This is a genomic window from Kitasatospora sp. NPDC002522 (assembly GCF_053595195.1).
Genome location: NZ_JBSFXE010000008.1, coordinates 109,193 through 130,510 on the forward strand (window position 1 = coordinate 109,193; position 21,318 = coordinate 130,510).

At 72.1% G+C, this 21,318-nt stretch carries 18 protein-coding genes and 1 tRNA gene; 5 read left to right on the forward strand and 14 right to left on the reverse strand.

The features are described 5' to 3' along the window. Positions 1–32: 32 nt before the first annotated feature. Together ACWD4U_RS09085 and ACWD4U_RS09090 are read right to left on the reverse strand one after the other, a co-directional pair. A complete protein-coding gene (locus ACWD4U_RS09085; protein WP_363458496.1) occupies positions 33–3,725 on the reverse strand; it encodes an ACP S-malonyltransferase in 3,693 nt (1,230 codons plus the stop codon). A gap of 357 nt (positions 3,726–4,082) precedes the next feature. Further along, positions 4,083–4,781, reverse strand: a complete 699-nt coding sequence (locus ACWD4U_RS09090) for an NAD(P)H-dependent oxidoreductase (RefSeq protein WP_363460518.1) — start codon at positions 4,779–4,781, stop codon at positions 4,083–4,085. A gap of 638 nt (positions 4,782–5,419) precedes the next feature. Here ACWD4U_RS09090 and ACWD4U_RS09095 point away from each other — a divergent pair. Beyond that, positions 5,420–6,076 (forward strand): response regulator transcription factor, encoded by a 657-nt coding sequence (locus tag ACWD4U_RS09095; protein WP_363460516.1) that lies wholly within the window; start codon positions 5,420–5,422, stop codon positions 6,074–6,076. Between the two features lie 67 nt (positions 6,077–6,143). Here the strand turns inward: ACWD4U_RS09095 and ACWD4U_RS09100 are convergent, their stop codons facing one another. Continuing rightward, positions 6,144–6,515: an ArsR/SmtB family transcription factor gene (locus tag ACWD4U_RS09100; RefSeq protein ID WP_363460514.1), complete on the reverse strand. Its 372-nt coding sequence runs from the start codon at positions 6,513–6,515 to the stop codon at positions 6,144–6,146. A gap of 238 nt (positions 6,516–6,753) precedes the next feature. Continuing rightward, positions 6,754–6,825: transfer RNA gene (locus ACWD4U_RS09105), tRNA-Val, on the reverse strand. Positions 6,826–6,999: 174 nt separating this feature from the next. On the opposite strand from ACWD4U_RS09105, the gene ACWD4U_RS09110 reads away from it, so the two are divergent. Both ACWD4U_RS09110 and ACWD4U_RS09115 read left to right on the forward strand, forming a co-directional pair. Next, positions 7,000–8,259: a hypothetical protein gene (locus tag ACWD4U_RS09110; protein ID WP_449787147.1), complete on the forward strand. Its 1,260-nt coding sequence runs from the start codon at positions 7,000–7,002 to the stop codon at positions 8,257–8,259. 74 nt (positions 8,260–8,333) lie between these two features. Further along, complete coding sequence (locus ACWD4U_RS09115) at positions 8,334–8,558, forward strand: FmdB family zinc ribbon protein (RefSeq protein WP_363460512.1); 225 nt, start codon at positions 8,334–8,336, stop codon at positions 8,556–8,558. A 20-nt stretch (positions 8,559–8,578) separates the two neighbouring features. On the opposite strand, the gene ACWD4U_RS09120 is transcribed toward ACWD4U_RS09115, so the two are convergent. The 4 genes from ACWD4U_RS09120 to ACWD4U_RS09135 all read right to left on the reverse strand — a co-directional run bounded on the left by ACWD4U_RS09120 (position 8,579) and on the right by ACWD4U_RS09135 (position 13,412). After that, positions 8,579–9,421 carry an HAD family hydrolase gene (locus tag ACWD4U_RS09120; RefSeq protein WP_363460510.1) on the reverse strand — a complete coding sequence of 281 codons (843 nt, stop codon included), beginning with the start codon at positions 9,419–9,421 and terminating at the stop codon, positions 8,579–8,581. A 34-nt stretch (positions 9,422–9,455) separates the two neighbouring features. Further along, positions 9,456–10,619 (reverse strand): cysteine protease StiP family protein, encoded by a 1,164-nt coding sequence (locus tag ACWD4U_RS09125; RefSeq protein ID WP_449787148.1) that lies wholly within the window; start codon positions 10,617–10,619, stop codon positions 9,456–9,458. A gap of 61 nt (positions 10,620–10,680) precedes the next feature. Then, positions 10,681–11,985: a phosphoribosyltransferase family protein gene (locus ACWD4U_RS09130; protein WP_449787149.1), complete on the reverse strand. Its 1,305-nt coding sequence runs from the start codon at positions 11,983–11,985 to the stop codon at positions 10,681–10,683. Between the two features lie 254 nt (positions 11,986–12,239). Then, the gene (locus tag ACWD4U_RS09135) at positions 12,240–13,412 is read right to left on the reverse strand and encodes an HpcH/HpaI aldolase/citrate lyase family protein (RefSeq protein ID WP_363460508.1); all 1,173 of its coding nucleotides are present in this window, start codon (positions 13,410–13,412) and stop codon (positions 12,240–12,242) included. A gap of 316 nt (positions 13,413–13,728) precedes the next feature. Between ACWD4U_RS09135 and ACWD4U_RS09140 the strand changes: the two genes are divergently transcribed. Continuing rightward, positions 13,729–14,799, forward strand: coding sequence for a TerD family protein (locus ACWD4U_RS09140; RefSeq protein WP_363460506.1), 1,071 nt, complete (start codon positions 13,729–13,731; stop codon positions 14,797–14,799). Here ACWD4U_RS09140 and ACWD4U_RS09145 read toward each other — a convergent pair. Next, complete coding sequence (locus ACWD4U_RS09145) at positions 14,796–15,536, reverse strand: TerD family protein (protein ID WP_363460522.1); 741 nt, start codon at positions 15,534–15,536, stop codon at positions 14,796–14,798. The genes ACWD4U_RS09140 and ACWD4U_RS09145 overlap by 4 nt on opposite strands. Positions 15,537–15,754: 218 nt before the next feature. On the opposite strand from ACWD4U_RS09145, the gene ACWD4U_RS09150 reads away from it, so the two are divergent. Next, the gene (locus ACWD4U_RS09150) at positions 15,755–16,858 is read left to right on the forward strand and encodes a DUF2637 domain-containing protein (protein WP_363460504.1); all 1,104 of its coding nucleotides are present in this window, start codon (positions 15,755–15,757) and stop codon (positions 16,856–16,858) included. Positions 16,859–16,938: 80 nt separating this feature from the next. Here ACWD4U_RS09150 and ACWD4U_RS09155 read toward each other — a convergent pair whose 3' ends face one another. The 5 genes from ACWD4U_RS09155 to ACWD4U_RS09175 all read right to left on the reverse strand — a co-directional run bounded on the left by ACWD4U_RS09155 (position 16,939) and on the right by ACWD4U_RS09175 (position 20,880). After that, on the reverse strand, positions 16,939–18,027 hold the full coding sequence (locus tag ACWD4U_RS09155; RefSeq protein ID WP_363460502.1) for a DUF475 domain-containing protein: 1,089 nt from the start codon (positions 18,025–18,027) through the stop codon (positions 16,939–16,941). A gap of 60 nt (positions 18,028–18,087) precedes the next feature. Next, positions 18,088–18,663 (reverse strand): TerD family protein, encoded by a 576-nt coding sequence (locus ACWD4U_RS09160; protein WP_363460500.1) that lies wholly within the window; start codon positions 18,661–18,663, stop codon positions 18,088–18,090. Between the two features lie 388 nt (positions 18,664–19,051). Then, the gene (locus ACWD4U_RS09165) at positions 19,052–19,627 is read right to left on the reverse strand and encodes a TerD family protein (protein ID WP_363460498.1); all 576 of its coding nucleotides are present in this window, start codon (positions 19,625–19,627) and stop codon (positions 19,052–19,054) included. A gap of 135 nt (positions 19,628–19,762) precedes the next feature. After that, positions 19,763–20,221 carry a peroxiredoxin gene (locus ACWD4U_RS09170; RefSeq protein WP_363460496.1) on the reverse strand — a complete coding sequence of 153 codons (459 nt, stop codon included), beginning with the start codon at positions 20,219–20,221 and terminating at the stop codon, positions 19,763–19,765. 221 nt (positions 20,222–20,442) lie between these two features. Further along, a complete protein-coding gene (locus ACWD4U_RS09175; RefSeq protein WP_363460494.1) occupies positions 20,443–20,880 on the reverse strand; it encodes a DUF3052 domain-containing protein in 438 nt (145 codons plus the stop codon). Between the last annotated feature and the right edge of the window lie 438 nt (positions 20,881–21,318).

Below are 21,318 nucleotides of genomic sequence, written 5' to 3' on the forward strand. Positions count from 1 at the left end.
GGTGTTTCGTACGTGCTGCTTGCGGGTCGGGCTCAGCCGTTCAGGTAGGGCGGTCGGGTCACCGGCAGGCCCAGGAACTCGGTCCTGCCGCCTTCGAGCATCTGGAGCGCCCAGTTCAGCCACTTGACGCCCTCGCAGTAGATGGCGACCGGGCGGCGCTGGGTCTGGTAGCCGTCGACCAGGGTGCCGTCCAGCTCCTTCTGGAAGTGGAACGGCGGCATGGCGGTGAAGTGCTGGCCCATCATGAAGACGAACCGGATCAGCCAGAACGGGTCCTGGCGCAGGAACGGCGACTCGGGGTCGTCGAGCCCCAGCGCCGCCGTCATGACGGGAGCGAAGTAGTCCTCCATGCCCTGGGGCGCCGCGGGGTCGACGCGGCCCCCACTCGCCGTCACGTCCCGTACCCGGTACGCCTTCTGGTAGGGGTTGCCGTTCTGGAAGGTGATGTCGACGCTGGGGGTGCGGCCCTCGCCCGCGTCGACGGCCATGGTGAACTGCTCGAAGTGGATCTCGTCGTAGTGGCCGATCGAGTTGTGCCACGGCTTGTTGTCGTACATCGCGTCGTCGCGGGTGTGCCGGCCGTCGCTCTTGAAGCCGATGGCCCGCGGATCGAGGAACCTGATCCCCAGCGTCTCGTGGGTGATGGCCGCCAGCGCCGCGTCGACGTCCTCCTGCGGCGCCCCGGACTCGATCAGCCGCTGGGCGTGGCGCAGCGGGGCACTGTTGGTGATCTTGATGTTCTCGGTGTTCGTGTCGCCCATGACCAGCGAGTGGAAGGCCGGTTCGAGGATCGCGGCGAACTCCGGGCTCTCCCGGAAGCGCCGCAGCAGGGCCGTGTGGTTCAGGTAGGAGACGCCGTCGATGACGATGTGCTCGGTGTCCAGCAGGTGCGGGCTGAAGGTGCGCGGCGCGGTGCGGCGGCACAGCTCCAGGCGGTCCTCGATCTTCCTGAAGTAGGAGGTGTCGAGCGTCTCGCCCGGCGCCGGCACACGGCCGATGCTGTGCACCTCGTCGTTGAGCACCCGGATGATCTGCTCGTAGAGCCGGGCGACCACGGCGGGCGGCGGGGTGTGCTTCTCGACGTACCGGCTGACCTCCTCGCCCGCGACGTAGCTCATCTCGTAGATGACCTCCCGGTCGACCGTGCGATCGCCGGTGCGCAGGTGGAAGGGGACGGGGGCCTCGCGCTCCAGGACGGAGTACACCTCGGGGAAGTAGCCGCGCACCTGCTCGGGCAGGGCCGCCAGGAACTCGGCCTGCTTGCGGGCCTTGGTGAACGGCGGCAGCATCACGCCGCGCCCGTCGGGGTTCCATCGCGCGGTGGTCAGGGCCTCGCTGAGCACCTTCCGGACGGTGATGCGCTCCTCGCCCTCCTTGCGGACGAAGATGGTCATGGACTCGCTGCCGCCCTGGCCGAAGCCGACGATCGTCTCGTCGGCCTCGATGTAGGCGCAGACCGTGCTGGAGAGGATGCGGCGGCTGCGGGCGTTGGCCAGCACCCGTTCGTTCTCCTCCGTCAGGCCGAGGACCCGGGCGTGCTCGAACGCGTCGAGCGCGGGGTGGACCCGCCGCTTCCACACCTCGCCCGGCTCGGTGACGGCGAGGACATGCACGGCGAACGGCCCGGCGTCGAGGTCGGCGGCGGCCGGCTCCGAACCCAGGGCGACGACCTGGCAGTTGCCGCCCAGCCGGATCAGCCGCACCGGGCCGTCCAGGGCGCCGTCCCGGAGCACCCCGCGCGTGGCGTCCTCCAGGTCCTTCCTGGACTGGATCGGCACCCCCTCGGGGGAGACCAGCGGAAGGCCGGCCACGGTGAGGCCGCGCAGGATCCGCTCGCCCGCCTCCCCGCCCGCCGGTTCGGTGCCGAGCGTGACCGCGTCGGCCAGCGAGAGGGCCCCGGAGACCGCCAGCGCGGCCAGCCAGCCGGGCACGTCGGCGCCCTCCAGGTAGTGGTCGCTCTGCGCGAAGAGCGCGGGGCGGTGCCGGGCCAGCGCGTTGAACATCAGGTACTGGTGGACGATGCGCCGCCCGACCGGGGAGAGCTCGGCGTCGACCGGCAGGCCGCCGAGCGTGCGGTCGTGCATCTCGTACGCGGTGAGCTGGGTGTCCAGCAGCGTCCGGGTCCTGCGCTCCAGCACCGCGTCCTCGAGCTCGGAGCCGCCGCCGAAGTGGAAGACGACGACCTCCGGCCGGGTGGTGTGGAAGGTCCGCACCCGGGTGCCGCCGCCCGCGTCCCGCACCGTCAGTTCCGCGTACGCCTTGCCCAGCAGCTCGGGCTCCGCCGCGGTGACCCGCTTCTTCAGCCGGGCCCGGACGACGAGTTCGTCCCGGTCGAGGGAGACGTGCTCGCGGTGACTGTGCGTGTGCTGGAAGACCTCCAGGAAGCGGTGGAGCGCGGGGGAACGGCCCTGGTCGGGGCGCAGCATCCGGTCGGTGATGACCCGGCCGAGGGTGCGCGAGAGGTGGTCGTCCCAGAACTCGCTCTCCTCGGCGAGGCGGAACAGCTCGCTCAGCAGGCGGTGGTCGTCGTCGGTCAGCTCGTCCACCGACCGGGCGAGCTCCTCCAGACGGGCCGTCAGGGAGCCGGCCAGCGTGACGCCCCGCAGGAACGCCGCGGTGTCCGCGGGGCTGCCGGTGTAGGCGGCGACGGGCGCGGCGACCGTGTTGTCCTTCAGCAGCCGGACGGACTTCTCCCCCAGGCCGAGCTCCAGCACCAGGTCCGCGTCGAGGCGGTCGAGGCCCTCGCAGGTCTCGCGGGAGGCCATCACCCGGTCCGTCATCGCCAGGACCCCCTGGCGGACGGCGGAGGCGGTGGTCAGCAGCGAGTTGTCGTGGTTCGACACCACGGGGACGCGGGGGGTGCGGAACTGGATCCGCTGCGCGTCGATGAACCGGTCCAGCGCCTCCCGGGCGGGCCGCATCCGGGCGGAGTGGGCCAGGAAGACGGTCGGTTCCTTCAGCTCCCAGGTGGTCACGCCCGGGAAGGAGGCCGCGAAGGCGTCGAACCCGGCCTTGGCACCGGGGCGGACGTAGAGGTTCGCCTGGGTCGGCGCGTAGCTCTTGTGCAGTTCGACGTCGGCGAGCGGGAAGGCCGCACGCATCCCGTCCAGGACCTCCGCGAGCGCGTCCGGGCTCGGCGCCTTCACGGCGACCACGTGGAAGGGCTCGCCGACCAGCGGGGTGCGCCGGGCGGTCGCGTCCAGGTACCCGGCCACCCGCCGGGCGAACTCCTCGTCCTGGTCCTGCGGGCCGGCGGCCTGGAGCATCAGCGGCGTGAACACCTGGGCGATCTTGACGCCGTCGATGACGGACAGCGAGCCGCTCGCCACCGCGGCCGTCAGGATGCCGAAGCTCTCGCCGGTGTAGGCGACGAAGTCGACGGGCGCCCCGCTCGCTGCGATCCGGGCGCGGAGGAAGGCGTCCAGGGCCAGGCTGTGCACCAGCAGGGACGCACCGATGAACCCCTGCCGCTCCATGCGGCCCGCCGGCAGGTTCTCGGGCACCGGCAGCAGCCGTTCGGGCCGGCCGGGGAAGCCCAAGGCGCGGGCGGCGCCCCGGTAGATTCCGGTGACTTCGACGAGGCCGGAGTCGAGGAGCTCGTGGCCCAGCCCCCGGTAGTGGGCACGGCTCCCGAGACCGGGAAAGAACCCGGCCGCGCGTATGCGGTTGCCGGTATCGAGGGCGTCTTCTACGAGCGAGGAAACTCGGGACAGCGATCGGGACACGGACGTCGCCTCTCAGGGTTTTCTCGGCGGAAACATCGCACGCTCACCTTTGGGCGCGGGAATCCCCCATTGCGAGTACGAAATGAATTCTCGCCGCAATCACGAACCGGCTTCAATGCATTTCGGTACAGGAATCCTCAAGCCTCCGTCAGCTTCTGCAGAGGAACGTCAGGGAACGTCAAGGGGAACGTCAAAGTGCCACGTCAGAGGGGTGAACGCAGAGCGGGCGGCCCAGTCCCGAGGACTGGGCCGCCCGCCGTGTGCTCCACGCCACCCGCGCGAATGCCGTGCGAATGCTGCGCCGTGTGAATTCCGTGCTACGCGAATCCCGCGCCGTGTGAATTCCCGGTCTCGACCTCAACTCACCGCCGACGCGGGCTGGTTCTGCCCGAGGAGGCTCTCCGCCCGGAACCTGACCGTCTCCGCGACGACCTTCAGCGCGGCCGCCCGCTCCTCGTCGCCCAGGTGGGCCGGCCCGAAGGTGATCACCGGTTCGAGGACCTGGTAGCCGACGAACTCGAGCATCCCGCGGTGGATGTGGAACAGGAAGTCGTCCAACGGGCCGAAGGCGCCGCCGTCCAGGAAGGTCTCGCCGGAGCCGCCCGTCGTGAACAGCAGCATCGCCTTCTTGCCCGCGAGCGCGGCGGTCTCGAAGAAGCCGTGATCCCCGCCGAACAGCGCGCCCATCACGAAGACCCGGTCCACCCACCCCTTGAGGATGGCCGGCAGCGAGAACCACCACATCGGGAAGGACAGCACGAGGAGGTCGGCGGCGAGCATCCGCTCGAGCTGGTCCTGGACGGCAGCGTCGACCGTCCCCTCCCGGACCGCCCGCATCTGCTCCGCCTGAGGCTTGAAGTGCCCTTCCACCGGGGCGAATTCGTCGCGCGAGAGGATCGGCGCCCAGCCGTCGCGGTACAGGTCCACGACGTCGACCTGGTAGCCGGCGTCCCGGAGGGCCTGGGCGGCGGTGGCCATCTGGGCGGCGGTGAACGACAGGGGCTCGGGGTGAGCGTGAACGATCAGGGCGGTGGGTGCGGCAGCGAGAGTGGACATGCCGAGATCATATAGACGCATTGCGATATGTCAATGAATGACTCCCTGCCCGCGGCAGGCCGGACCAGGCCCCGAGCGGGCCGCCCGTAGCCGCACCCGGACCGGCCGCCCCGAGGCTAGTCCCGGCGCGACTGGTCACGGGGCAGCCCTCCCGACCGTCCAGAGGTGCAGCCTGATGGGTAGTCATCCGATGAACCGTCACCCGACCCCCTCGGTCAAACCTGTAAACGTATGCGGCCATCCCGCCGCCAGGTCAACCGAATTATTGCCTCCGTTCGCGCCGGAAATCATGCCACAGCCGATTCTTGCCGCCCTGTAACACTCGCGTTTCTTTCCCATTCCCCGACTATCGACGTTGCGGAATCCAGGCTTCCGAGTCCGCGGGCGGAGGCTTTACCGGGTGGCAATGGCAATCGAACAAGAACGTCTGATAATGTTCTCCGCTGGCCGATCACCAGTTCGTAGTGCTACGGGGGGAGATGCCGATGAAGCAGCACACTGCGATGCCGGCAAGGCTCGGGACCGTTGTAAGACTGGCGCAGGAACCGCCCGCGCAGTCATGGGAACCGGGGCACGCGGGCCACCCGAGACCGGCGGGCCACCGGGGACAGCCGGGACACGTCGCGCAGGCGCTGCGCGTGCTGGTGGTCGAGAACGACGCGACCGCCGCCGAGGGTCTGGTGCACGAACTGCGCCGACACGGACACACGGCCTCCAGCGTCGCGACCGGCCGCCTCGCCCTCAGATCCCACCACGGCGCCGACCTGATCCTGCTCGACCTCGACCTGCCGGACCTGGACGGCCTGGAGGTGTGCCGCCGGCTCCGCGCCGAGGGAAGCACCCCGATCATCATCGTGACCGCGCGCGGTACCGAGCTCGACCGGGTCCTCGGGCTGCAGGCCGGATCGGACGACTACGTGGTCAAGCCGTACGGCCTGCGGGAACTGCTGGCCCGCATCGAGGCCGTGATGCGCCGGGCCCACCCGTCCGCGCGGCCGACCGCGCCGGTCATCACCCACGGGGCGTTACGGATCGACACCCGCAGCCGCGAGATCGCCATGGGCGGGCGGGTGATCCCGGCGACTCCCAAGGAGTTCGACCTGCTGCATCTGCTGGCCTCGCAGCCCGGCGAGACCTTCTCCCGCCGCCAGTTGCTGCGCCAGGTCTGGGACGACGAGTGGTCACGGGGGCGCACCATCGACACCCATGTCAGCAGCCTGCGGAGCAAGCTCGGCGCGAGCGGCTGGATCGTGACCGTCCGCGGCGTCGGCTTCCGGCTCGGCACACCCCGCTGAGGGCCGCCGCGCCACCGAACGGGGTTCGACGGCTCCACCCAGGGCCGGACACTCGCCGGGCGGGCGGTCAGCGCAGGCTGCCCGCCAACTCGGCGGCTCCGAGGACGTTCCCCAGCTGCCCCACCAGCGCGGCGATGCGCTGCTCGTCGCGCCGGTAGTGGGTCCACTTGCCGACCCGGGTGGAGCGCACGAGTCCCGCGCGCTCCAGCACGGCCATGTAGGCGGAGACCGTGGACTGCGCCAGCCCGGTCCTGGCCTGGATGTGGCTGACGCAGACGCCGACCGTGCGCGGGTCCGTCACCGCCGGCTCGACCGGGAAGTGCCGCTCGGGCTCACGCAGCCACTGCAGAACCTGCAGCCGCACCGGGTTGGCCAGCGCCTTCAGCGCCTCCAACAGCGGGGCGAGGTCCTCTTCCGAGGAGGTGGGGTGAGTCGTCATGAGCCTTCCTGACGGTGCGGACCGACACCGAGTCCCCTGATCGTAGGCGACGCCCCGCGCCCACGTAAGGAGCCCACCCGCCGGCCGGCCGACTCCGCACGACCGCGGGAACGCCGACGGCCGTCCGCCGCCCGGCTCCACCACGAGTCCTCCGCGACGCGCGACCGGCCCGGCCGACGCAACGGCAGCGGCCCCTCCACCGGCGGGGTGGAGGGGCCGCTGACCTGAATCCTCGGAGTGGGCGCAGACGGTTTCGAACCGCCGACATCCGCCTTGTAAGGGCGGCGCTCTACCGCTGAGCTATGCGCCCCCGTCGAGCGGGACCGGTGTGGCCGGTCACACGACGAGTGGACAGACTACCTGGTCCGGGGAGTGGTTCGCCGCCCCGTTGTGGGGCGGGATGGCCGGGGGGTGCCGGGCGGGGCGGGTGATCGGCAAGAATGGCGGGTGAAGCGGGCTGACGGAGTGGAGCAGGGAGCGCGTGGTGAGGGTGGCCGGCGGCGGTGGCGGGGGGCGGGGCGGCTGGTGGGGCGGCGGCCGTCGGGACGGCGCGCGGGCGGACGCCAGGGCGGCCAGGGAGGCCGCACAGGAGTCGTTCTACGAGCTGGACTCCGCGCAGCGGGACGCGCTGCTCGCGGTGGAGACGGTGAAGTCGGCGGGCGAGCCGGCCACCGCCCGGCAGGTGGCCGCCGACTTCGCGAACCTGTCCCAGCGGATCGACCAGGTGACCGTCGCCTACCTGGGGGCGCTGGACGCCGTCGACCTGGACGCGACCGAGCTGGACCCGTCCGCGGCCTGGCAGGCCAAGCAGCGGCTCGACCAGGCCAAGCACGAGCTGGACGCCAAGCGCGCCGAGCTGACGGCGTTCACCACCCGGCTGCAGCCGATCGTGGACCACGCCGAGGCGCAGCTGATCCGGGTCACCCCCGCGGTGGAGCGGGCCAAGCAGGCGCTGCTGGCGGCCACCACCGCGCTGGAGCAGGCCCGCGGGGCGGGCCTGAAGGCGGACGACCTGGCGGCCCGACTGGCCGAGCTGGCACCGGAGTTGACCCGCCTGAACCAGGGCGTGTCGCAGCACGGCGTCCCGGCGACGCTGCAGCGGGCCGACGACGTGCTGCGCCGGGCCGAGGCGATCCGCGCGGACGCCGCGCACCTGCCGGAGCGGGCGAAGGAGCTCGACCGCCGGGTGAGCACCCTGCGGACCCGGATCGACGCGCTGGAGAACCGCGCGGGCACGGTCGACCCGGCGCTGAGCGAACTGCGTCGGCGGTTCTCGATGGCCTGCTGGCAGGACCTGCAGCACGTGCCGACGCAGACCGCGGACGCGGTGCGCACCGCCCGGACCAAGCTGACCGAGGCGGTGCGCGCCCGGGACGAGCAGCGCTGGGCGGACGCCACCGCGGCGATCGGCACGGTGCGGGCGCTGCTGGACACCGCGGAGGGTTCGGTCACCGCGGTGAACGAGCGGCTGCGGCAGTTGAACGAGGTGCAGCACGACCCGCACCGCGAGATCGAGCGGACCCGCTTCGCACTGCGCGACGCCCAGCGCCTCGCGATGGCCGGACGGCAGGCCCCCGACCCGCGGCACGCCGGCCCGCTGGACGCCGCGGTGGCCCGCCTGGACCGGGCGGTGGCCTCGCTGGAGGACGCCGGCCGGCACCCGGACTACTGGCACTTCCTGACCGAGCTGGCCGCGGTCCGGGAGACCGCCGCCGAGGTCGTGACGATGATCCGGGGCCACTGAGCCCGGGCCGCCCGTCCTCGCCCAGGGCCGCCGCCTACTGCCCCGGGCGGTTCGCGCTGGGTACCCTGCTCGGTATGCCTCGCTATGACTTCCGCTGCCGCTCCTGCGGTGCCACGTTCGAACTGCGCCGCGCGATGGCGCAGGCCAACGACCCGGCGGTGTGCCCGGACGGGCACACCGACACGGTCAAGCTGCTGTCCACCGTCGCGGTCACCGGCGCGGCCGGTGCCGCCGCCGCCCCGGCCCCGGCCCCGAGCGGGGGCGGCGGCGGTTGCTGCGGTGGCGGCTGCTGCGGCTGACGCCCCGGATCGACGGTCCGTCAGACGGCCGGGACGGCGACGCCCGCGCGTACCAGCTCCAGCATCTGACGGACGATCTCCTCGCCCGCGGCGACGCCGATCTCGGTCAACGCGGTGACGCCGGGTCGGGTCCACCCGGTCTCGGCGAGTTCGCCGTGGCCGGGCCGCCAGGCGTGGTCGGCGGCGAGCAGCAGTTCGGCGTCGAGCAGGGAGTCGCCGGCGGTCAGGACGGTGTCGGCGCCGGTGCGGCGGCGGACCTCGGCGAGCGCGGCGCCCTTGGAGAGCGGCGCGGGCACCGCGTAGACCTTGCGGCCCTGCAGCGAGACCGTCCAGCCGCGCTCCTCGCACCAGCCGGTGAGCTCCTCGACCCAGCCGGCGGGCAGTTCGGCGCGCTCGACCACCAGGTAGGCGAAGAGCTCGTCGGCGACCTTGCGCTTGTGGGTCCACTCGGGGTCCGCGACGATCGCCAGGTGCTCGACCACCTGCGGCAGCGGGGCGCTGGCCGTCTCCATCCGGTCGCGGATCTCGCGCTGCCAGTCCAGGTCGGGGACGCCGTCGACCAGCAGGTGGCCGCCGTTGGCGCAGACCGCGTAGGGCGGGATCCAACCGGGCGTCGGGCCGGGCAGGTTGATCCGCTCGTACTGGGTGCGGGTGCGGGTGGTGATCGGCACCACCGGCACCTGCCCGGCGAGTTCGGCGAGCAGGGCGGCGGACCGCTCGGTCATGAAGGAGAGCGCCTTCCCGTCGTGCACCTCCACCGAGAGCAGCCGCGGGGCGAGCCGGTCGGGCACCTCCAGCGCGAGCGCGCGGTTGGAGTAGATCAGCGTCCGGTCGAGGTCGCTGGCGACCAGGAACTGCGGCACGGGTGGGGTCTCCTTCGATCGGGGTTCGCGGGCCTCAGCCGTGGACGGCGGTGCCGTCCGGGCCGATGGCGCCACGGGTGTAGCGGGGGTGGATCAGGCCGACGCAGCTGTACGGCAGGTGGTCGACCTCTTCGACCGGGACGCCGCGCTGGGCGGCCAGCAGCCGGACGTGGTCGAGGTCGGCGCCGGTGCCGCGCCGGGCGAGGATCCGCCAGGGGACGCGGCGCAGCAGCACCCGGGTGGTCTCGCCGACGCCGGGCTTGACCAGGTTGATGTTGTCGATGCCGTACTCGGTGCTGATCCGCTCGACGGCGGCCCAGCCCTCCCAGGTCGGGGTGCGGTCGGCGGTGGCGAGCCGCGCGGTCTCGGCGGCGACGGCCTCGGCGACCTCGCCGAAGGCGGCGGCGACGGTGTCGACGAAGAGCCGGGAGACGTCGGCGCCGGCCAGCTCGCGGTAGAACTTGGCGCCGTGGAACTCGTCCGGTCCGATCAGGTCGGCCCGCAGCACGGTGCGCGAGACCAGGCCGGAGACGGTGGAGTTGAGGCAGGCGGAGGGGATCAGGAAGTCGTCCCGGGTGCCGTAGGTGCGCACGCAGCCGCCGGGGTCGGCGAGGACGGCGAGTTCGGAGTTGAAGCCCGTCCCGGCCAGGGCCTCGTCGAGTTCACGGGTGATCGCGCCCTTGCCCGTCCAGCCGTCGACGAAGACCACGTCGGCGGCGCGGTGGCGGGCGGTGAGGTGGCGCAGCGCGACCTGGTCGATGCCGCGGCCGCGGACGATGGAGACGGTGTAGTGCGGTACGTCCAGCCCGTGGGCGTGGGCGAGCCAGCGGCGGATCAGGACGCCGACGGGCGTGCCGGCCCGGGCCAGCGAGGCCAGCACGAGGTGCGGGCCGCGCTCGCGCAGCAGGGTCTCGGCGACCGTGCCGACGGCGGTGGCCAGCCGCTGCGCGGAGCCGGCCAGCGCGGTGTGGAACAGCTGCTGGTAGTCGGCGCTGGGCTGGTACTCGACCGGCAGCGACTCGGCGTAGTGGGCGCCGCCGGACTGCACGGCCTCCTCACGCTCCTCGGTGGGCGCCTCCAGGTGGACGCCGGAGAGGTCCTTGAGCAGCCAGCTGACGTCCTCGGCCGGGTACGAGGAGAAGGCCGGCCCGTACAGCGGGCGGGCGGTGGGCGGGGACGGGGCGGTGTGTGCGGTCATGCCGGGCCTTCACTGGGAGTGCGCAGGGGTGATGCTGGGTCAGCGGATGGGCGGCGGGGCGTCAGACGGATGGCGCGGGGCGGTACGCCGGGAGAACGGCGAGCACGACCCGGTCGGTGACGCCGCGCAGCCGTGGCAGCAGGGCGTCGGCGCCGTGGTGCAGGGCGGGGGTGTCGGCGGGGTCGTCGACCACCAGGACGACGGTGTCGAAGCGGCGGGCCGGGTCGCTGCCGGGGGCGACGTTGTAGGCGTAGCGCTCGGTGGTGCCGTCGGCGGGGTCGTCATGGGCGGCGAAGGCGAGCCGGGTGCGGATGGCGTAGCCGGGGTCGTCGAGGGCGAGCACCGGGGAGCGGGTGGTGGTGGAGAACCGCACCTCGGCGTCCGGGAGTTGGCGTTGCAGGGCGTCGGCGAGGCGCAGCGGGGCGTACATCAGCTCCTCGCAGCCGAGCACCAGCACCCGGCCGGGGCGGGGGCCGACGGCGTCGGCCAGGGCGGCGCCGAGTTCGGGGAGCGCGGCTTCGAGCCGGTCGCGGTGGGCAGGGGTGAAGCCGTGCCGGCCGCCGTCGGGCAGGCCCTCGGGCCAGGGCAGCCGGGCGTGGACCAACTCGCCGGTGGCGGCGGGCGGTTCGGGCTCGGCCGGGGCGGCGTCGATCAGCGCCTGGGCGCGTTCCAGCACGTCGGCGGGGAGCCGGACGCCGCCGGTGGCGGTGGCCACCAGGTCGAGCCGGGCGCCGAGTTCGGCGGCGGCGTCGGTGAGCCTGGCCCGGTCGGCGGGGGTGCGCAGGTCGACCAGGGCGACCACCACGTACCGCTCGCGGGGGTGGGCGGCGTGCAGGGCGCGGATGGTGTTGAGCACGGTGGTGCCGGTGGAGAACTCGTCGTCGACCAGCACCAGCGGGCCGTCGCCGGAGAGCAGCCGGCCGTCCTCGGGGAGGAGCAGGTGGCTGGTGGCGTGCGAGTGCTCCTCCTCGAAGCCGCCGAGCGGGGCGACGCCGGGGACCGGGCGGCGGGTGGAGTGCAGGTATGGCGCGTCCAGCCCGTCGGCGACGCTGTGGCCCAGCGCGGTGGCGGTCTCGGCGTACCCGAGCACCACGGCGCGGGCGGCGTCGGCGCCGAGCAGTTCGGCGACCCGGCGGCCGAGGTCGAGGCCGGCGCCGTGCACCACGGCGGGCCGCTGCGGGACGTGCTTGCCCAGCACCCGGGAGACCAGCAGGTGGGCGCGCCGCGGGTTGCGGCGCAGCGCGAGCCCGATCATGTCGGTCAGCTCGGGCCCGCCGGTGAGCCGGATGCCCAGCCGGTCGGTGACCCACTGGCCGGTCCAGTCCTCGGCCCCGACGGGCCCGCGGGCGGTGGTGTCGACGGTCATCGGCGGGACTCCAGTTCCTGGTGGTGCGAGTGGTGCGGGCACCGCGGGTGGTGCTGTCGTACGAGTGGTGCGGGCCCTGCATGCGGTGCGGTCGTGCAGGCCCTGCACGTGGTGCGGCTCGACCCCGAGCCTACGGGCGTGCCGGTGCGCGCGGATCGGCCGACCGGCCGGGCTCCGCGCGACGAGTGGCGGGAGAAGACCAGCCGATCGGCTGACAACGCGTCAGCCGACGGGCCGGACGGGCGGCGCGGCGGTCAGCAGAGACAGGCCGAGAGCAGTTCGGCGAAGGTCACCTCGGCCCGGGCCACGCCGAACACCTCGGCGCGCAGCAGCACCCGCTCGGCCCAGGCCCGGTGCGGCTTGGCCTCGTTCATCTTGTTGGTGTACGCGGAGCGCAGCACCCCGCCGCCGCCGTGGTGCTGCTGGAGGATGTCGCGGGCGTCGCACAGCTCCTCGTGGGTGACCACCGAGAGGGCGTGCACGGCGGGGACGTGGCTGGGGTGGATGCAGGTCTTGCCGAGCAGGCCGTTGGCCCGGTCGAGCTCGATCTCCCGGATCAGCCCGTCCAGGTCGTGCTCGATCAGCCGCTGGCGGACCCGGTCGGCGGGCGGGGTGGCCTCCGCGAACGGGGTGCGGCGCAGCTGCGGCTTGAACATCCGCTCCTGCAGCGGGAAGTACTCCCAGACCGGGCCGGTGACGGTGTATCCGGTGCCGTCGGCGCGGCCGAGCACGTTGACCACGTCGCCGATCACCCCGGCGACCAGGGCGACGTCGTAGGCGGTCAGGTCGGGCGAGCGGCGCAGGCCGTAGGCGGAGCACAGGTCGGTGACGCCGAGCCGGACGGCGAGCACCCGTTCGCGGTGCTTGTCGAGCAGCCGGGAGATGCCGAACAGCTGGTCGCGGCGGCTCTCCAGGTGGGCGAGCTCCGGGGACTCCAGCACCGGCATCACGAACAGCCGCCGCCCGCCCGTCTCTTCGGCGCCGATCAGCGCCTCCAGGAACGGGCCGCCGCTGTCCTCGGTGAACTTGGGCACCACGAAGCCGCTGAGCAGCCGCAGCGCGGGGCCGAGCCGGCGGGCCAGGTCGGTGATCTGCTCGGGGGCGCGGACCCGGACGAACAGCAGCGGCAGTTCGGCGTCGGCGCCCTCGTCGGCGAGTTCGGTGAGCTGGGCGACCAGGTTGTGTTCGGCGTCGGCCACCTCGTGGTCGGCGATGGCGTCCTCCAGGCACAGCACCATGGAGACCACGCCGCGGGTGGCCTGGCGGCGCACGTCGCGGGCCAGGGTGGGCCGGGTGGCGGGGCTGTAGAGCGTGGCGCCGAGCGCGGTGGCGAGCACGGCCGGCTCGCTGTCCCGGTCGAACACGGCGGGCTGCTCGAGAAAGAGCCGGCTGCGGACGTCGTCCGCGAGGTGCCCGAAGTGGCGCAAAGTGCTCTCCAGCTGGGGTCCGGTGGGGCCCGTCCGGGGGACGGGAACGGCTGACGCCTCGACACAAGGACGGCTGACGCGGCCGGATAGTTCGCCGGGTACGCCGCCGGCGTGGTGGGAGTGGGTGCCGGGCCGTTGGCCGCTTATCGTACGGTCAGATCAGGCCAAGGAAAGACTTCGAAACATCGAATTCTCGCAAGGTTGCCGACGGCGTCACATCGGAGTGCGACCCGCGACCTTCCCGCCCGCGCGGCGCCGCCCCCGACGCGGGCACCGCGTTGTCCCGGGCCCCCGGCAGACGGCAGGATGGTGCGCTATGACGCACGTGATGGCGAAGGGCGCCAACATCCCCCTGACGGCCGGTGCCGTCCGCGCCGTCCTGCGCTGGACGGACACCCCGGGGTCCCCGGACGTGGACGCCTCGGCCCTGCTGGTGGGCGGCACCGGCCGGGTCCGCCAGGACACCGACTTCGTCTTCTACAACCAGCCCCGGCACCCGTCCGGGCTGGTCCGCCACCTGCCCAAGCAGAGCGGCGGCGGCGAGGTCTGGGACACCGTCGAGGTCGACCTGGCCAAGCTGCCCGCCGACGTGGACAAGGTGGTGCTGGCCGGTTCCGCCGAGGGCGGCGCCTTCCCGGCCGTCGGCAACCTGCGGGTGCTGCTGTACGACACCACCGCGCCCGAGGGCACGCCCGCGCTGGCCGAGTTCTCCATCCTCGACCAGGAGCCGGTCACCGCGCTGGTCGCCGCCGAGCTCTACCGCCGCGCCGGCGGCTGGAAGTTCCGCGCGATCGGCCAGGGCTACCGGGACGGCCTGGTCGCCCTCGCCACCGACTTCGGCGTCACCGTCGAGGACGAGGCGCACCCGGACGGCGCCGACCCGCGCCGCCACACCCCCGAGCCCGCCGCCGAGGCCCCCGCCGCGAGCGCCGTCCCGGCAGCCGCGGAGGAGCCGGACTGGACCCTCGCCCCGGCCGCCGCCGCGCCGTCCGCCTCCGCGGTCACCGCCCCGCCGCCGCCCGCGCAGCCGCCGACCGTGCACCACGCGCCGCAGCAGCCCGCGCCGCAGCAGCAGCCGCAGACCGGCGCCCAGCCGCCCGTCCCGCAGCCCGCCGGGTACGGCTACCCGCAGCAGCAGCCCCAGCAGCAGGGCTACGGCTACCCGCAGCCTCAGCAGTCCGGTTACGGCTACCCGCCGGCGGCCGCCCCGGGCTACGGCTATCCCCAGCAGCAGCCCCAGCAGGGCTACGGGTACCCGCAGCAGCAGCCGGTCCAGCCGCAGGCGCCCGCCCAGCCGGTGCCGCCGCAGCCCGGCCCGGCCTCGGCCCAGCAGCCGCAGCAGCCGTTCGCGCTGCCGCCGCAGGGCCCGCAGTTCCAGCCGCGCTAACCCGCGGACTCGGCACCGGTCTTGTAGCCCCGCTCCCACTGCATCCCGAAGCCGTAGAGCCGGTCCAGGTCGGACTGGAAGCCGTGCACGTACCGCACCTCGCGACTGATCGTCAGCGTGCCGTCGCCGTCGTTCTCGATCAGCACCACCGCACACGAACGGGCCGCCGGGGCCCGCTCGTCCAGCTTGATCTCGATCCGCGGCCCGCTCTGCGGGACGATGGTGAGCACCGCGTGGGTGCGGTCGAACGCGGGCGTGTCGTCGTAGATGTAGACGAAGATCAGCAGCCGCTTGAACTTGTCCTTCTTCTCCAGGTTGATGTGCATCGTCTCGCCGGAGGGCGCACCTGAGACGTCGTCACCGGAGAGCTTGATGTACGGCGGCTTGTTCAGGTCGCCGAACAGCCGGCCCAGCGGCTGCACCACGCCCCGCGTGCCGTCGGTCAGTTCGTACATGCAGGCCAGGTCGAGGTCGACGCTGACCGGCCCGCCGCTGAAGCCCTCCGGCTCCAGCGGGCGCAGGATCCGCGGGTCGAAGAACCGCCGCAGCGCGCTGCCGGCGCTCGGCCGCTCGGCGCTGCGGGTCGACCAGTGCAGGTTGATGTACAGGTAGCCCGTGGTCGCCGCGGACCCCGTGATCGCGTGCTGCGGACGGGCCTTGGTCAGCGTGACCTTGAACTGCCCGCCCGTGTCGAAGTCGTTCCGGTCCCCCTTCAGGAACTCCCACACCGAGACCATCGCGTCTTCCTCCCCCAACCGGTACCTTCCTCGCCCATCCAATACCCACCCGGAACCGCCTGAGTCAACGTCAACCCCTCGGCGAGTCCGGCTGGCAGAGGGATCATCACTCCCGTACGATGCCCGGTCCTCGGACGCGATATCGTCTCTCCGCACAGGTGTCCCGTGCGTCACCCCTTACTTCCCCTGCCCTGCGGAAAGCCGAGGCCCTCCCCGCGATGAACCTCTCCTCCATACAGCTGGTCTGGGCCGTGGTCGGCGGTGCAGCCCTGCTGTTCACGGCCATCCTGGTGGCCTTCCTGCGCTTCAAGAACAACAAGGTCGACGAGTCCGGCGACTCGTGGGAGCGCTCCGAGGAGCGCCGCCGCCGCAAGGAGGCGATCTACGGCGGCGCCTCGTACGTGCTGCTGTTCTGCTGCGCGGGCGTGGCCGCGGCGCTCTCCTTCAAGGGCCTGGTCGGCTTCGGCGAGCAGAACCTGAACCTGTCCGGCGGCTGGGAGTACCTGGTGCCGTTCGGCCTGGACGGCGCGGCCATGTTCTGCTCCGTCCTCGCCGTCCGCGAGGCCAGCCACGGTGACGCCGCGCTCGGCTCCCGCCTGCTGGTGTGGACCTTCGCCCTCGCCTCGGCCTGGTTCAACTGGGTGCACGCCCCGCGCGGCGGCGTCCACGACGGCGCCCCGCAGTTCTTCGCCGGCATGTCGATCTCGGCGGCCGTGCTGTTCGACCGGGCGCTCAAGCAGACCCGCCGCGCCGCGCTCCGCGAGCAGGGCCTGATCCCCCGTCCGCTGCCGCAGATCCGCGTGGTCCGCTGGCTGCGCGCCCCCCGCGAGACCTACGCCGCCTGGTCGCTGATGCTGCTGGAGAACGTCCGCAGCCTGGACGAGGCGGTCGAGGAGGTGCGCGAGGAGCGCCAGGCCAAGCTGGACGCCAAGGTGCGCGCCCGCAGCGCGGACCGCCGCGAGCGGGCCGAGCTCAAGGCCCTCTCCCGCGCCGGCGGCGGCGTCCTCGCCCGGGCCCGGCACGCCCGTCAGGTCCCGGCGCTGGCGGCGGCGGGTGACGCTTCGTCCGCCACGGAGCCTGCCCTAGCCCCCGAGGAGACCACCCTCGAGCGGGTCAGCGCCTCCAACCTGGAGCCCGCCGCCCTCAACGCCGGCCGCCGCCCCCGCGCGGCCGTGGAGTCCACCTCCAGCAGCAGCTACTCCTCTTCGAGCAGCAGCTACTCGTCCTCCATCGACCTGACCACCGACGAGGACACCCTCTCGATGCCGAAGCTCGACTCGCTGGAGCGCAAGCTCCGCGCCATCGAGCAGCAGCTCGGCTGACCGTCCCGCACCACGCAGAAGCCGCGCCCGGCAGGGGAGTTCCCCCGCCGGGCGCGGCTTCCGGTTTCCGCGTCCGGCCGCTAGGCCACCGGCGTCGGTTCCTCTTCCAACGCCTGGTTCCTGCGGTTGCGCACCATCGAGGAGGCCAGCGCCGCCCCGATGAACGCGACGCCGATCAGGCCGGTGACGATCTCCGGCACGTGGTACTTGATCGAGGTCAGCAGGATCAGCGCCAGCGCGCCGATCGCGTAGTGCGCGCCGTGCTCCAGGTACACGTAGTCGTCCAGGGTGCCCTTGCGGACCAGGAAGACGGTCAGCGAGCGGATGTACATCGCGCCGATGCCGAGGCCCAGGGTGATCTGGAAGATGTCCTGCGAGATGGCGAACGCGCCGACCACGCCGTCGAAGGAGAACGACGCGTCGAGGACCTCCAGGTAGATGAAGAGGAAGAACGCGGCCTTGCCGCCGACCTGGACGATCGACTTGCCGGTGCGCTCGGCCTCCTCCTCGGCCTCCTGCTGCTCCTCCAGCCCGGACTCGAACACCTCGGACAGGCCGTTGACGGCCAGGTAGGTGGCGAGGCCGCAGATGCCGGCCAGCAGCACCGTCTCGGCGCGGTCACCGGCGAAGAACCGGGAGGCCAGGGCGAGCAGCACCAGGGCGATCACCGAGGAGAGGGCGTCCAGCCGGCCGATCTTCTCCAGCGGCTTCTCCAGCCAGCGCAGCCAGTTGAAGTCCTTCTCCTCGAAGATGAAGTCGAGGAAGATCATCAGCAGGAAGATGCCACCGAAGGCCGCGATGGCCGGGTTGGCCAGCTCCAGGTACTGCGCGTAGGTGTGGCCGTCGTAGGTCTTGCTGGAGTCCAGCGCCAGCTCGATCACGGTCGCCGGGTTGAGGTGGGCGGTGAGGCCGACCACCAGCAGCGGGAAGATCAGCCGCATGCCGAAGACCGCGATCAGCACGCCGACCGTCAGGAAGATCTTCTGCCAGAAGGCGTTCATCCGCTTCAGGACGGTGGCGTTGACGACGGCGTTGTCGAAGGAGAGGGAGATCTCGAGGATCGAGAGGATCAGGACGACGCCGAATCCTTCGGCCCCCCAGATCAGGCCGGCGGCGATCAGGCCGGCGATCGTGATGGCGAAGGACCATCCGAATGTGCGGAGGAACACGGAGTCAGTTACCTTTCGGAATACCGGAATTGACCGATTGAGGGGCGTCGGCGCGGGCGCCTACTGGACGTTGACGCCGAAGTCGAGCACGATGCCGCGCAGGCCGGAGGCGTAGCCCTGGCCGACCGCGCGGAACTTCCACTCGCCCTGGTAGCGGTAGAGCTCACCGAAGATCATCGCCGTCTCGCCGGAGGCGTCCTCGGAGAGGTCGTAGCGGGCGATCTCGCTGCCGTCGGTGAGGTTGACCACGCGGATGTAGGCGTTGGAGACCTGGCCGAAGTTCTGCAGCCGGGCGTCCGCGTCGTAGATGGAGACCGCGAACACCACCTTGTCGACCTGCACCGGCACCAGGTCGAGGTTGACCTGCACCACCTCGTCGTCGCCGTCACCGTCGCCGGTGAGGTTGTCGCCCTGGTGCTCGACCGAACCCTCGGGGCTGCGCAGGTTGTTGTAGAACACGAAGTACTCGTCGCCGAGGACCCGCCCGCCCGCGCACAGCAGCGCGCTGGCGTCCAGGTCGAACGGCGCGCCGGTGGTGGACCGGGCGTCCCAGCCGAGGCCGATCTGAACCTGGGTCAGGTTCGGCGCGGCCTTGGTCAGCGAGACGTTTCCGCCCTTGGCGAGGGTGACGGACATGGACTTCCTCCCAGCTCCCGTCTCCGGGGCTCCCGGGGTGTGGCGGTCTGCTCCCGCCGGCCCGTCCGGGAGGGTCGGGCCGGTGGTGGTCGCCCGGCGGGCGCACCCCAAGACATCTACGCCCCCGAGCGGCCGTGCAGTGCTGCACACCCGACTGAACTTCCTGAACTCCGCGGTTCCCCGGCCCGGTCGGCGTCCCCGACGGGCCTCGTGCCGCTCCGGGCCCGGTGCGCGGATCATGGCCGAATCTATCAAGAAGCCCAGGCCGCACCGCGGGCGGCGGGTTCGGGCGCACAACGCCACCGGGCCGGGTCCGCGAACGGACCCGGCCCGGTGGGCTGTTGGCGCGGGATCAGGCGTCGATCCCGGTGACGTGCGGGACGTCGGATCAGACGTTGACCCCGAAGTCCTGGGCGATGCCGCGCAGGCCGGAGGCGTAGCCCTGGCCGATGGCGCGGAACTTCCACTCGGCGCCGTTGCGGTACAGCTCGCCGAAGACCATCGCGGTCTCGGTGGAGGCGTCCTCGGAGAGGTCGTAGCGGGCGATCTCGGCGCCGCCGGCCTGGTTCACCACGCGGATGAAGGCGTTGCGGACCTGGCCGAAGTTCTGCTGCCGGTTCTCCGCGTCGTAGATGGAGACCGGGAAGACGATCTTGGCGATCTCGGCCGGCACGTTCGCCAGGTGGACCTTGATCTGCTCGTCGTCGCCCTCGCCCTCGCCGGTGAGGTTGTCGCCGGTGTGCTCGACCGAGCCGTCGGCGCTCTTCAGGTTGTTGAAGAAGATGAAGTCCGCGTCCGAGCGGACCTTGCCCTGGTCGGTGCAGAGCAGCGCACTGGCGTCGAGGTCGAAGTCCGTGCCGGTGGTGGTGCGGATGTCCCACCCGAGGCCGACGACCACGGCGGTCAGGCCGGGCGCCTCCTTGGTGAGGGAGACATTGCCGCCCTTGCTCAGGCTGACACCCACGTGATCCTCCAAGATTCGGGTTCCCGATCCGTCAACGGCCTGATCGTAGTGCCGGGTTCCCGCCACCGGGAGTGACTCGGCCCGGCGCGCCCGGGAATTCCGGGCGGCCGGGCCGGTGGCGCGGTCCGGTGCGGCTCAGAGCGCGCCGAGGGCGGTCAGGTACTCGCGGGTGTCGCGGGCGTCCGGCAGGCCGTTGACGACGCTCCAGCGGACCACGCCCTCCTTGTCGATCACGAAGGTGCCGCGGACCGCGCAGCCCTTCTCCTCGTTGAAGACGCCGTAGGCGCGGGAGACCTCGCCGTGCGGCCAGAAGTCCGACAGCAGCGGGTACTCCAGGCCCTCCTGGTCGGCGAAGACCCGCAGGGTGAACGGCGAGTCGTTGGAGACCGCGAGCACCTGCACCTCGTCGTTCTGCAGGCGCGGCAGCTCCTTCTGGATCTCGCAGACCTCGCCGGTGCAGACCCCGGTGAAGGCGAACGGGTAGAAGACCAGGACGACGTTCTTCTCGCCGCGGTAGTCGGAGAGCTTCACCGACTCGCCGTGCTGGTTCTTCAGCTCGAAGTCCGGGGCCTGGGCGCCGATCTCGATCGTCATGAGGGAACCTTCCTACCTTCAACGAATTGTGCGGGCAGGGGCATCCTCGCATCCGGGACCCCCCGTTCGGCCGTTCGGGTGAGCCGTTCCGGCCGTTCGGGGGGCGGTTTCGCCCTGGGTGAACACGGTGGCGGTACGAGCGCACAGCACCCCCGGGAACGCGAACGGGCCCCGCTGGAGGAAGCTCCAGCGGGGCCCGTCGGAAGGCGGCGGGGCGGGCGTCAGCGCTTGCCGGTCTTCGAGGCCTTCGGGGTTGCCAGCCGGGTGCCGGCCCACTCCTTGGCGATCGCCACCGAGCTGGTCTGGGAGAGCCCGGCGGTCTTGGCGGCGTCGGCGATCTCGTGCGCCTCGACGTGCCCGTCACGGCCGGTCTTCGGCGTGAGCAGCCAGATCAGGCCGCCCTCCGCAAGGTACTCCAGGGCGTCGACCAGGGCGTCGGTGAGATCCCCGTCCTCGTCGCGGTGCCACAGCAGGACGCCGTCGGCGACGTCGTCGTAGTCCTCGTCGACGAGTTCGGAACCAGTGATGTCCTCGATGCCCTCGCGGAGCTCCTGGTCACTGTCTTCGTCGTACCCGAGCTCCTGGATGATCTGGCCCTGTTCGAAGCCCAGACGAAGCGCCGGGTTGGACTTGTCCGCGGGGTCCGCGGTCGCGCTCACGGGAATAACCTCCAGTATTCGGCTCGGCATCCATGCCGAGGCTGTGGCCGTAGTCCACACGGGAGCGGCGGTTCGCGCAAGTACCCGACCCCCGATCCCACCCAAAGGTTGACGTGACGTACGGCGACACGCCGCCCCTTGTGTCGGTAATCACACCCGTTTGTCCATATCCGTACGGGACCAGGATGCTTCGTCGCCCGCCTTCGCGCTTGCCGTACGCATGCCCGAGATGCGAACGGCATTCGGGCTACTCGAGGGTCCGGGCGTAGAGTCTCCTGTTGGCCCTCATCCCGGTCGGCCGCCATCGTCCGCCCGGGGTCCCAGGTCGGACCACCTCCTGACCGTGCCGCCCACCAGGCGGAACGGTTACCGATCGGTAGAGATGACGGATCTCCGAACGCGGTAGCACGATGGAGGCGGCGCGACAACCTCAGTTTC